At 62.5% G+C, this 12161-nt stretch carries 9 protein-coding genes; all 9 read left to right on the forward strand.

Annotated elements, in window-relative coordinates:
• The first annotated feature begins 248 nt into the window (after positions 1-248).
• The gene (locus PFZ56_RS06565) at positions 249-1601 is read left to right on the forward strand and encodes a TolC family outer membrane protein (protein WP_102882662.1); all 1353 of its coding nucleotides are present in this window, start codon (positions 249-251) and stop codon (positions 1599-1601) included.
• A gap of 37 nt (positions 1602-1638) precedes the next feature.
• A complete protein-coding gene (locus tag PFZ56_RS06570; RefSeq protein ID WP_102882663.1) occupies positions 1639-3795 on the forward strand; it encodes a type I secretion system permease/ATPase in 2157 nt (718 codons plus the stop codon).
• Entirely contained in the window at positions 3785-5152 is a 1368-nt protein-coding gene (locus PFZ56_RS06575; protein ID WP_102862544.1) for an HlyD family type I secretion periplasmic adaptor subunit, read from the forward strand. Before PFZ56_RS06570 ends, PFZ56_RS06575 begins: the two co-directional genes overlap by 11 nt.
• 326 nt (positions 5153-5478) lie before the next feature.
• Positions 5479-6366, forward strand: coding sequence for a TauD/TfdA family dioxygenase (locus PFZ56_RS06580; protein WP_110597172.1), 888 nt, complete (start codon positions 5479-5481; stop codon positions 6364-6366).
• 26 nt (positions 6367-6392) lie between these two features.
• The gene (locus tag PFZ56_RS06585) at positions 6393-7430 is read left to right on the forward strand and encodes an ABC transporter substrate-binding protein (RefSeq protein WP_222933705.1); all 1038 of its coding nucleotides are present in this window, start codon (positions 6393-6395) and stop codon (positions 7428-7430) included.
• Positions 7431-7435: 5 nt separating this feature from the next.
• Positions 7436-8296, forward strand: a complete 861-nt coding sequence (locus PFZ56_RS06590; protein ID WP_110597175.1) for an ABC transporter ATP-binding protein — start codon at positions 7436-7438, stop codon at positions 8294-8296.
• 33 nt (positions 8297-8329) lie between these two features.
• A complete protein-coding gene (locus tag PFZ56_RS06595; RefSeq protein ID WP_123391947.1) occupies positions 8330-9196 on the forward strand; it encodes an ABC transporter permease in 867 nt (288 codons plus the stop codon).
• Between the two features lie 215 nt (positions 9197-9411).
• Positions 9412-10338, forward strand: coding sequence for a LysR family transcriptional regulator (locus PFZ56_RS06600; RefSeq protein ID WP_102862548.1), 927 nt, complete (start codon positions 9412-9414; stop codon positions 10336-10338).
• 267 nt (positions 10339-10605) lie between these two features.
• The gene (locus tag PFZ56_RS06605) at positions 10606-12150 is read left to right on the forward strand and encodes an MFS transporter (RefSeq protein WP_170002501.1); all 1545 of its coding nucleotides are present in this window, start codon (positions 10606-10608) and stop codon (positions 12148-12150) included.
• Positions 12151-12161 lie beyond the last annotated feature (11 nt).

A 12161-nucleotide genomic window follows, 5' to 3' on the forward strand; every position in this document is an offset into this window, starting at 1 on the left:
AGTCGTCAATATTTTGGCTAGATTTTTTCGGGATTAACTTTATGCCAAACTATTGACCTTCTGGGTGCCATCCTAAACAATCGCCGAATTAATGTCACATTGATATTCGTGCAGTAACCTGACTTGAAGTATGTGAACCAGTTCTTAGTTTGAACTTTCCGACGGACGGTCGTTGTGGTTGCAATCATTCGATGTGGCACCACGTTATGACGTGTTTCTGGACATGCTGTCCGAGGGAAATTCTTACCATGCGTTTTCACCTGTTCAAGGCCCTGCCGTTCGCCTTAGCTGCCAGTTTCGTGCAGGCACAAACACTCCCCGAAGCCATGCAGAAAGCACTGGATGTGCACCCGGAAATTCAAGCCGGGGTAAACAGCCGTCTAGCCGCCGACTATCAACTTAAAGCCGCCAAGGGTGGCTATTTGCCGCGTGTCGATATGCTCGCTGGCTACGGTCGCGAAGGGACCGATAACCCTAGTACTCGTGCGGGTACTGGCAGCAATCACTGGGAAACCCTGAACCGTAGCGAGTCAAGTTTACGTCTCCAACAGATGGTTTTTGACGGTTTTGCCACGTCCAGCGAAGTGGGGCGTCAACAAGCCACCGTCAACTCTCGGGCTTATTCCCTGCTGGGTACTTCCGAGCGCACCGCGCTGACCGTGGCCCAGGTGTACCTGGATGTGTTGACCCGTCGTCAATTCGTGCAACTGGCAGAAGACAATCTGCGTAATCACGAACGCATCTACGACCAGATCAAACTGCGCACCCAGCGTGGCGTGGGCAGTGGCGCCGACCTTGACCAGGCCGAAGCGCGCATGGCCCAGGCCCGCAACAACCTGATCACCGAGCAGACCAACCTGGCCGACGCCCAGACCAACTACCTGAGTGCGGTAGGGCAGATGCCGGATCAACTGGAACGCCCTGCCAGTTTTATGGCGATGCTGCCGGCCAACCTCGATGAGGCCCGCCGTCAGATGCTGGAAAACAGCCCGATCCTGCGCTCCGCCGAGTCCGACATTGTCGCTGCCGAGAAGCAGTACGACGCCGCCAAATCGGCGTTCTACCCACGTTTCGATGCTGAGCTGGGACGCACCGCCGACAACGACCTCGACGGTCAGAACGGCCACAACAATGAATGGCAGGCCATGCTGCGCATGCGCTTCAACCTGTTCGCCGGCGGCAGCAACAAGGCCGATCTGGAGTCCAAGGCCTACCAGTCCAACCAGGCGCTGGATATCCGCAACAACGCCCTGCGGGTACTGAACGAAGAACTGGGCCTGGCCTGGAACGCCTTGAACAATGCCAATGCCCAGGTGCCGATCGCCCAGCAATATGTTGATCGCAGCATGGCGGTGCGCACCGCCTACCAGAAGCAGTTCAGTCTGGGCGAACGTACCCTGTTGGACTTGCTCGACAGCGAAAACGAACTGTTTACCGCTTCCCGGCGTTTGGCCGAGATCCAGAACATTCAGTTATTTACTCAGTATCGAATCAAGGCGACCATGGGCGAGTTGCTCAAGAGCCAGGGAGTGGTCGCACCTATGGCTTCGGTCGTGCAGAACGATGCGAAGCCCAAGGTCCAGCTGCCTGGGATGAATTGAGCTACTTTCATCCTATTGCCAGCCAAGAGTGTCCAGCGTGGAACCAGAAGTCAGTCGTGTGCAACTCAGTCATGATCCGCGCGGCATGCATGACGACCCCTTGCTGGATGGGCTGCTGACCCTTTGCTTCCTGCATCAGAAGCCCGCCAGTGCGGCCATGCTGACCACGGGTCTGCCATTGCCGTCACAGCGCCTGAGCGCCGAGCTGCTGCCCCGTGCGGCGGCCCGGGCGGGGCTGCAGGGGCGCGTTTTGCGTCGCAAGCTCGAGCAGATTCCGACCATCGCGATGCCCGCCCTGCTATTGCTCAAGGACGGCCGCAGCGCCGTGCTTCTGGGCTGGCAGGGTGAGGACCAGGCACGGCTGCTGCTCAGCGAAAGCGACGGCGGTGAAGTCTGCGTCAATCGCCAGCTACTGGCCGACGACTACAGCGGCCAGGTGTTCTTTGCCCAGCCCCAGCACAAGTTCGACGTCAATCACGGATCGCTGATTCCCCGGGCCCGCTCCTGGTTCCGCGACACCCTCAAGCGTTCGCGCTGGTTGTATGCCGACGCCATCGCCGCGAGCCTGCTGATCAACATCATCGCCATGGCCGCGCCGCTGTTCGTGATGAATGTCTACGACCGGGTAGTCCCCAACCAGACCACCTCGACCCTGTGGGTGCTGTCCATTGGCATCATGGGCGCCTACATTTTCGACCTGATCCTCAAGAGTCTGCGCAGCCTGTGCCTGGACCTGGCGGGGAAAAAGACCGACCTGATCATTTCCGCCACGCTGTTCGAGCGCATCGTCGGCATGGCCATGAAGTACCGCCCGGCTCGGGTCGGTAGCTTCGCCCAGAACATCCATGAGTTTCAGAGCCTGCGGGATTTTCTCGCGTCCCTGACCCTCACCAGTCTTATTGACCTGCCGTTCACCCTGCTGATCTTCCTGGTGATCGCCATCTTGGGCGGGCACCTGGTGTGGATTCCGGTGCTGGCATTCCCCATCGCCCTGGGTATCGGCTACGCCCTGCAGAAGCCCCTGGTGGCGACCATGGAGAAAACCATGGCCCTGGGTGCCGAGCGTCAGTCGAGCCTGATCGAAACCCTGGCCGGGCTGGACGCGGTCAAGGTCAACAACGCCGAAAGCGAGCGTCAGTATCAATGGGAGCAGACCATTGGCACCCTCAGCCGCCTGGAACTGCGGGTGAAGATGCTCTCCAGCCTGGCGATGAACATCACCTTGCTGATCCAGCAACTGGCCGGGGTGATCATGATCATCTTCGGCGTGTACCAGATCATCGACGGCAACCTCAGCATGGGCGGGCTGATCGCTTGCTACATGCTCAGCGGCCGGGCCCTGAGCCCGCTGGCCTCGCTGTCCGGCTTGCTGACCCGCTACCAGCAGGCCCGCGTCACCATGACCTCGGTGGACCAGATGATGGAGCTGCCCCAGGAGCGCAATTTCGACGAGCGTCCCCTGAGCCGCAGCGTGCTGCAGGGCGCCATCGAATGCCGGCTGTTGAATTTCACCTACCCGGGGCAGCAGAACCCGGCGCTGAAGAACATCAATCTGGTGATCAAGCCAGGCGAGAAGGTCGGCATCATCGGCCGCAGCGGCTCGGGCAAAAGCTCCCTGGCCAAGCTGCTGGTAGGGCTTTACCAGCCCGATTCCGGTGCCTTGCTGGTGGACGGCGTGGACATCCGCCAGATCGATGTCAGCGAGTTGCGCCATAACATTGGCTACGTGCCCCAGGACATCCAGCTGCTGGCCGGCACCCTGCGGGACAACCTGACCTCCGGTGCCCGCTACGTTGAAGACGAGCTGGTGCTGCAAGCCGCCGAACTGGCGGGGGTTCACGAGTTCGCCCGGCTGCACCCGCAAGGCTATGAATTGCAGGTGGGCGAGCGTGGACAGAACCTGTCCGGTGGCCAGCGTCAGAACGTCGCCCTGGCCCGTGCCCTGTTGCTCAACCCGCAGATCCTGTTGCTCGACGAGCCCACCAGCGCCATGGACAACACCGGTGAAGAACGCCTGAAGCAGCGCCTGGAGTCAGTGGTGCAGAACAAGACCGTGGTCCTGGTTACTCACCGGGCGTCGCTGTTGTCGCTGGTGGATCGGTTGTTGGTGGTGGACCGTGGACAGATCCTGGCCGATGGCCCGAAAGCGGTGGTGATGGAAGCGTTGAAGAAGGGGCAGATCAGTGTTGCTTAAGTCGGGATTCAAGGACTCGATCCGCCGCTATTTCAAAGGCACCGATTCTCTTCAGGGGCAGCCGCTGCCTGAGGTCAACAAGGCCCTGATCGAAGATGCGCCTCGGGTCATTCGCCTGACCATCTGGGGCATCATCGCGTTCTTCCTGTTCCTGGTGCTGTGGGCCAACTTCGCGGTCATCGACGAAGTGACCAAGGGCGAGGGCAAGGCCATTCCGTCGTCCAAGGTGCAGAAGATCCAGAACCTGGAAGGCGGCATTGTCTCCGAGCTGTACGTCAAGGAAGGCCAGGTGGTGGAGGCCGGAGCGCCGCTGATCCGCCTGGATGACACGCGCTTCCAGTCCAACGTCGGCGAGACCGAGACTGTGCGCCTGTCCATGTTGCTGCGGGTCGAGCGCCTGAGCGCCGAGGTCGATGACCGGGCGCTGAATTTCCCCGAGGACGTGCTCAAGGAAGTCCCCGGCCAGGCCGCCAGCGAAAAGTCCCTCTATGAAAGTCGTCGCCAGCAACTGCATGACGAAATCGGCGGCCTTCAGGAACAGCTGATCCAGAAGCAACAGGAGCTGCGCGAGTTCACCTCCAAGCAGGCTCAGTACCGTCAGCAGCTGGGCTTGCAACGCCAGGAAATTGCCATGTCCGAGCCTTTGGTGGCCCAAGGCGCGGTATCACCGGTGGAAGTGCTGCGGCTCAAGCGTGCCGAAGTGGAAACCCGCGGCCAGCTGGACGCCACCACCCTGGCGATTCCCCGTGCCGAATCGGCGATCAAGGAAGTGCAGCGCAAGATCGATGAAACCCGCGGCAAGTTCCGTAGCGAGGCCCTGACCCAGCTCAACGAGGCGCGCACCGAACTGAACAAGGCCAGCGCCACCGGCAAGGCCCTGGAAGACCGGGTCAGCCGGACCCTGGTCACCTCGCCGGTGCGCGGTATCGTCAAGCAACTGATGGTCAACACCATCGGTGGCGTGATCCAGCCGGGCAGCGACATGGTGGAGATCGTGCCCCTGGACGACACCCTGTTGGTGGAAGCCAAGATCCGTCCCCAGGACATCGCGTTCCTGCACCCGGGGCAGGAAGCGATCGTCAAGTTCAGCGCCTATGACTACACCATCTACGGCGGCCTCAAGGCCCGCCTGGAGCAGATCGGTGCCGACACCATCACCGACGAAGACAAGAAAACCACCTATTACATGATCAAGCTGCGTACCGACCGCAGCCACCTGGGCACCGATGAAAAACCGCTGCTGATCATCCCCGGGATGGTCGCCTCGGTGGACATCATCACCGGCAAGAAGAGCATCCTCAGCTACCTGCTCAAGCCGATCATCCGCGCCCGCGCTGAAGCCCTGCACGAGCGCTGATCCGTGAAAAAAACGACCTTGCCAGCCTTGTAGGAGCTGGCTGCCAGCCAAGGGGCCCGTGAGAGCGCCTTCGCCGGCAAGCCGGCTCCTACAGTTCGTCTCATCGAGCCGTCGATAGCGCAGCGTCCCCAGGTATCGCGCCGCTCGAATCAACATATCGTTATTCGCTAACGGTATTTAAATTCGCTTTCTTATATCTATAAAGTCGACTCCCTGCGTACCTGCCGACCAATCGGCGCGCCGCACGAAATGAACCCACACGGGATCTCCGTGAGTTTCTGATCGACGCGCGCGCCCTGGGCGCGCCTGCGCGGGAGTTTTAAGTCATGTCTGCATCAGCCAGTGCCGCGCCTATCGCTGCACAAGCCTTCGAAATCCGTCCCTTCAGCGGCGCCGTGGGCGCCGAGATTATCGGCCTGGACCTGTCCCGGCCGGTCAACGACCAGGACTTCGCCCGCATCCACCGCGCCCATCTGGATCACCACGTGGTGGTGTTCCGCGACCAGCGCATCAGCCCCCAACAACAGATCGCCTTCAGCCGCCGCTTCGGCGTGCTGCAGATCCATGTGCTCAAGCAGTTCCTGCTGGCCGGGCACCCGGAAATCCTCATCGTTTCCAACATCATCGAGAACGGCCAGTCCATTGGCCTGGGGGATGCCGGCAAGTTCTGGCACTCGGACCTGTCCTACAAGGAACTGCCGAGCCTGGGCTCGATGCTGCACGCCCAGGAATTGCCGGCCGAAGGTGGCGACACCCTGTTCGCCGACATGCACAAAGCCTGGGACACCCTGCCCGAGGCGCTGCGCAAGGCGGTGCAGGGCCGCAGCGCCGCCCACTCCTACACGGCGCGCTACAGCGAGACCAAGTTCGAGGGCAACTGGCGTCCGACCCTGACCCCGGAGCAACTGGCCCAGGTTGCCGAGGTGGTGCACCCCATCGTCCGCACCCACCCGGAAAGCGGCCGCAAGGCCTTGTTCGTCAGCGAGGGGTTCACCACCCGCATCGTTGGCCTGCCGGAAGACGAAAGCGCCCAATTGCTGGCCGAGCTGTACGCCCACAGCGTGCTGCCGGAAAACATCTACCGCCATCAATGGCAGCCCCACGATCTGGTGTTCTGGGACAACCGCTCGCTGATCCACCTGGCCGCCGGTTGCCCGAGCCATCTGCGCCGCAAGCTGTATCGCACCACCATCCAGGGCGACGCCCCTTACTGATCGCCAGGCACGGCAGGAGAATCATCATGTCCTTATCCATTCCCTTCATTCCCCGCCTCGGCAAACTGGCCACGGCCATCGGCCTGGGTTTCAGTCTGCTGGCCGGCAGCCTGGTGGCTCCCTCGGCGGCCCATGCCGAAGGCGAAATTCGCATCGCCGAACAGTTTGGCATCGTCTATTTGCTGCTCAACGTAGTGCGCGATCAGAACCTGATTGAAAAGCACGGCAAGCAAGAGGGCATCGACATCAAGGTCGACTGGATCCAGCTGTCCGGCGGCGCAGCGGTCAACGACGCGTTGCTGTCGGGCTCCATCGACATTGCCGGAGCCGGCGTCGGCCCGCTGTTGACCATCTGGGACCGCACCCACGGCCGGCAGAACGTCAAGGCCGTGGCGTCCCTGGGCAACTTCCCCTACTACCTGGTGAGCAACAATCCCCAGGTCAAGACCATCGCCGACTTCACCGAGAAGGACCGCATCGCGGTGCCGGCGGTGGGCGTCTCGGTGCAGTCGCGCTTCCTGCAATACGCCGCGGCCAAGCAATGGGGCGACCAGGAATTCAATCGCCTGGATAAGTACACCATCGCCGTGCCGCACCCGGACGCCACCGCCGCGCTGATTGCCGGCGGCACCGAGCTGACCGGGCACTTCTCCAACCCGCCGTTCCAGGATCAGGCCCTGGAGAACCCCAATGTGCACGTGGTGCTCAACACCTACGACCTGCTGGGCCCGAACTCGCCAACGGTGCTGTTCGCCACCGAAAAATTTCGCAACGACAACCCGAAAACCTACAAGGCCTTCGTCGAAGCCCTGGCTGAAGCTGCCGAGTTCGCCCAGAACGACAAGGGCGCGGCCGCCGACACTTACATCCGTGTGACCAAGGCCAAGATCGACCGCGCCGCGCTGCTGAAGATCATCGACAACCCGCAGTTCGAATTCAGCGTGACGCCGAAAAACACCTACCCGCTGGCGGAGTTCCTGCACCGGGTCGGCGCCATCAAGAACAAGCCGCAGTCGTGGAAGGACTACTTCTTCCAGGATGCCAAACCGCTGCAAGGGAGCTGATGGCCATGAACGCCCCCTTGCCAGGCCACACGGCCAGCAACCTCACCGCCATCGCCGAGACGCTGTTGGCGGTGGATCAAGTCAGCCTGGAATACCGCACCCCGCAGCGCGTGGTGCGGGCCACCCACCGGGTGAGTTTCGAGGTTGATCCAGCCGATCGTTTTGTCCTGCTGGGGCCTTCGGGCTGCGGCAAGTCGACCCTGCTCAAGGCGGTGGCCGGGTTCATCCAGCCTTGCGAGGGCGAGATTCGCCTGCAGGGGCGGCGAGTCAGTCAGCCTGGGCCGGATCGCATCGTGGTGTTCCAGGAGTTCGACCAGCTACCGCCCTGGAAAACCGTGAAGCAGAACGTCATGTTTCCCCTGCTGGCGTCGAAAACCCTCGGCCGCCGTGAGGCCGAAGAGCGCGCCCTGCACTATCTGGCCAAGGTCGGCCTGGCGGCTTTCGCCGATGCCTATCCACACACCTTGTCCGGTGGCATGAAGGCTCGGGTGGCGATTGCCCGGGCCCTGGCCATGCAGCCGAAGATCTTGCTGATGGACGAGCCCTTCGCGGCCCTCGACGCCCTGACCCGGCGCAAGATGCAGGAGGAGTTGCTGCTGCTCTGGGAGGAAGTGCGCTTCACCTTGCTGTTCGTCACTCACTCCATCGAGGAGGCGCTGGTGGTGGGCAATCGCATCCTTTTGCTGTCGCCGCATCCGGGGCGGGTGCGGGCGGAAGTCCACAGCCACCAGTACGACCTGCAAAGCCTGGGCGGCGTGGCTTTTCAGCAGACGGCGCAGCGTATTCATCGCTTGCTGTTCGATGAAGGCCAGGGGCCTGACACCGAAACCGAGCTGGATTTCGCCGATATCCGTATCGCCTATTGAGCCGTCAGGCCACCGTTGAACGAGGAACGCCCGATGAGCCAGTCATCCCCCGTGCGCGAAGAATACGAAGTTGTCCTGCAACCCTTGCTGCAAGTCCCGCTGGAACGAGAGCTGCCCCTGGGCCAGCGACTCTGGCAACAGGGCTGGCTGCGCAAGGGCCTGATCCTGATCCTTTTGGCGCTGCTGTGGCAAGCCGTGGCCCGCTACCAGAACAATGACCTGCTGCTGCCCAGCTTTGTGCAGACCGCCAGCGCTCTTTACCAGGGCCTGCTCAGCGGCGAATTGCTGGGCAAGGTGGGCATTTCCCTGGTGGTGCTGCTCAAGGGCTACCTGATTGGTATCGTCCTGGCGTTCGCCCTGACCACCCTGGCGGTCTCGACCCAGTTCGGCCGTGACCTGCTGAGCACCCTGACCTCGATGTTCAACCCGTTGCCGGCCATTGCCCTGTTGCCTCTGGCGCTGCTGTGGTTCGGCCTGGGGCAGAACAGCCTGATTTTCGTGCTGGTGCATTCGGTGCTCTGGGCCCTGGCCCTGAACACTTACGCCGGGTTTCTCGGCGTCTCGGAAACCCTGCGCATGGCCGGGCGCAACTACGGCCTCAAGGGCCTACGCCTGGTGCTGTTCATCCTGATCCCGGCGGCGCTGCCGTCGATCCTGGCCGGGCTGAAGATCGGCTGGGCCTTCGCCTGGCGCACCCTGATCGCTGCTGAGTTGGTGTTCGGCGCCACCAGCGGCAAGGGCGGCCTGGGCTGGTACATCTTCCAGAACCGCAACGAGCTGTACACCGACAAGGTCTTTGCTGGGCTGGCGGTGGTGATCCTCATCGGCCTGTTGGTGGAGAACCTGATCTTCGACACCCTGGAGCGCATCACGGTGAAACGTTGGGGCATGCAACGCTGAGCTATCTCGCCCGCCAGACCCCTCGACTGTAGGAGCTGGCTTGCCAGCGAAGGCGTCCTCAGGGCGATGCAAGGTTTGAAGGCCCATTCGCCGGCAAGCCGGCTGCTACGCGGGCAGTGGGTTCGTGGGTAAGGATTGATCTCTCTCATTTTCCTCGGCGCCAAGCCTGCTAGCATTGCGTCCGGATCATCCCTGATCAGTCATGAGTGCTCAGCATGCAACTACCGGATATGAACCTTCTGGTCGCCCTCGATGCCCTGCTGGACGAGGGCAGCGTAGTCGGCGCCGCACGACGCATGAACCTCAGCCCAGCGGCGATGAGCCGGACCCTGACGCGGATTCGCGAAGCCCTGGGCGACCCGGTGCTGGTGCGTGCCGGGCGTGGCCTGGTGCCCACCCCCAAGGCCCTGGAGCTGCGCAGCCAGGTGCGTGATCTGGTGGAGCAGGCGGCGCTGCTGTTTCGCTCGGCGGACCAGGTCGACCTGTTGTCGTTGCGGCGGCGCTTCAATGTGCGCGCCAACGACTTTTTCGTCGGCGTCTATGGTGGACGGCTGATCGACACCCTGGAGCGTCAGGCGCCTTTGTGCGAGCTGCGCTTCGTGCCGGAAGGCGATGGCGATGACGAGGCCCTGCGGGAGGGGCGGATCGACCTGCGGATCAGCAACACCCGGCCCCTGACCCCGGAAGTGAAGGTGCAGAACCTGTTCACCACGGCCTTTGTCGGCCTGGTGCGTGAAGGCCATCCATTGTTGGACGAAGACATCACCGCCGAGCGTTTTGCCGCGTTTCCCCATATCAGCATGTCGCGTCGAGGCATTGCCCGTGGGCCGATCGATACGGCGCTGGCGGAGCTGGGCCTGGAGCGTCGAGTGCCGCTGATTGCCCCGGGTTTTCACGCCGCCATGTTCATGCTGCCGGATTCGGACCTGATTTTGCCGGTACCCCAGGAAACATTGCTCAGCGTCTCGCGCCTGGGCCTGCGTCTGCGCTCCTTTGTCCTGCCGATTTCCCTGCCGACCCTGGTCCTGACCCAGGCCTGGCACCCGCGCTACGACAAGGACCCGGCGCACAAATGGTTCCGCGAAACCCTGCGCAGCTCCTGCCAGGCCACCTGGCAAGAAGCCCAGCCGACCTCCTCGTAGGAGCCGGCCTGCCGGCGAAAGCGATCTTGATGGCCTCTTCGCTGGCAAGCCAGCTCCTACGGAGCATCTGCAATCTGCGTCGCCCATGTAGGAGCCGGCTTGCCGGCGAAAGCGATCTTGATGGCCCCTTCGCTGGCAAGCCAGCTCCTACGGTCAATAGGGTTAATTGTTGCGTTTGGTGCACTTATAAAGTGTCGATAAGTCAGTTTTCGTCAGTGCTGGCTGTTCATAAACTGCTCTGGTTTTCTTGTCTGGAGCAGTATTTCCATGAGTTCTCTCGCTGTCGCTGCGCCCGCTTCGGTTGAAGCCGCCAGCAAGCCGGCAGCCATTGCCCCACCGGTCTTCGGACCGCGAATCATCATCGGCCTGGTGGGTGTGCTGCTGGTGGTGCTGGTTTCCGGTCTCAACGACATGGTGACCAAGATCGCCCTGGCGGATATCCGCGGCGCGTTGTTCATCGGATTCGACGAAGGCACCTGGCTGGTGGCGTGCTACTCCGCCACCTCGGTGGCGGCCATGGCTTTCGCGCCCTGGTGCTCGGTGACCTTTTCCCTGCGGCGTTTCACCCTCTGCGCCATTGCGCTGTTCACCCTGCTGGCGGTGCTGTGCCCCTTCGCCCCCAACTACCAGAGCCTGTTGCTGCTGCGCACTCTGCAAGGCCTGGCCGGAGGCGCGCTGCCGCCGATGCTGATGACCGTGGCCCTGCGCTTCCTGCCGGCCAACGTCAAGCTCTACGGCTTGGCCGGCTATGCCCTGACCGCCACCTTCGGCCCGAGCCTGGGCACGCCCCTGGCAGCACTGTGGACCGAGTACGTGGGCTGGCGCTGGGCCTTCTGGCAGGTGGTGGCGCCCTGTCTGCTGGCCATGGCGGCGGTGGCTTACGGCCTGCCTCAGGACCCGTTGCGTCTGGAGCGTTGCAAGCAGTTCAACTGGCGTGGGCTGCTGTTGGGCTTCCCGGCGATCTGCATGCTGGTGATCGGCATCCTTCAGGGCAATCGCCTGGACTGGTTCGAGTCGCCGCTGATCAGCGTGCTGCTGGTCGGCGGGCTGGTGTTGCTGGTGCTGTTCATGATCAACGAATGGTCGCAGCCGATTCCCTTCTTCAAGCTGCAGATGCTCGGCATCCGCAACCTGTCCTTCGCCCTGCTGACCCTGGCCGGGGTGCTGGTGGTATTGACCGCAGTGATCATCATCCCGTCGGCCTACCTGGCTCAGGTCCAGGGCTATCGACCGTTGCAGACCGCACCGGTGATGCTGGTGATGGCCTTGCCGCAACTGCTGGCTCTGCCCCTGGTGGCGGCCCTGTGCAACCTGCGCTGGGTCGACTGCCGCTGGGTGCTGGGGATCGGCCTGGGCATGCTGGTGCTGTCTTGCCTGGGGGGCACGCACCTGACCTCGGCCTGGATTCGTGACGATTTCTATGGGCTGCAACTGCTGCAGATCTTCGGCCAGCCGATGGCGGTGCTGCCGTTGTTGATGCTGTCCACCGGCAGCATCACGCCGGTGGAGGGGCCCTTCGCTTCGGCCTGGTTCAACACCGTGAAAGGCCTGGCGGCGGTGGTCGCCACCGGGGTGCTGGATGTGCTCACCACCCACCGTTTGCATTTCCACTCGACGATGTTGGTGGACCGCCTGGGCAATTCGCCCCTGGTGGACGACCGGGTGCCCGGGCTGGCCCAGCGCCTGCACCAGCAAGCCGTGGTGCTGACCTCCGCCGATCTGTATTTCTGCATGGCAGGGGTGGCCGCTGCGCTGATCCTGCTGATTTTCTGGCTGCCGACGCGGATCTATCCACCGCGGGCGCCCACTTGAACGAGAAGGTT

This window comes from Pseudomonas danubii, assembly GCF_042980055.1.
GTDB classification, from domain to species: Bacteria; Pseudomonadota; Gammaproteobacteria; order Pseudomonadales; family Pseudomonadaceae; genus Aquipseudomonas; species Aquipseudomonas danubii.

Bases quoted from the DNA above. Each gene is read 5' to 3' on its own strand.
- PFZ56_RS06590 (WP_110597175.1), top strand. From the start codon at position 7,436: ATGAACGCCCCCTTGCCAGGCCACACGGCCAGCAACCTCACCGCCATC.
- PFZ56_RS06565 (WP_102882662.1), top strand. From the start codon at position 249: ATGCGTTTTCACCTGTTCAAGGCCCTGCCGTTCGCCTTAGCTGCCAGT.
- PFZ56_RS06600 (WP_102862548.1), top strand. From the start codon at position 9,412: ATGCAACTACCGGATATGAACCTTCTGGTCGCCCTCGATGCCCTGCTG.
- PFZ56_RS06580 (WP_110597172.1), top strand. From the start codon at position 5,479: ATGTCTGCATCAGCCAGTGCCGCGCCTATCGCTGCACAAGCCTTCGAA.
- PFZ56_RS06595 (WP_123391947.1), top strand. From the start codon at position 8,330: ATGAGCCAGTCATCCCCCGTGCGCGAAGAATACGAAGTTGTCCTGCAA.
- PFZ56_RS06605 (WP_170002501.1), top strand. From the start codon at position 10,606: ATGAGTTCTCTCGCTGTCGCTGCGCCCGCTTCGGTTGAAGCCGCCAGC.
- PFZ56_RS06585 (WP_222933705.1), top strand. From the start codon at position 6,393: ATGTCCTTATCCATTCCCTTCATTCCCCGCCTCGGCAAACTGGCCACG.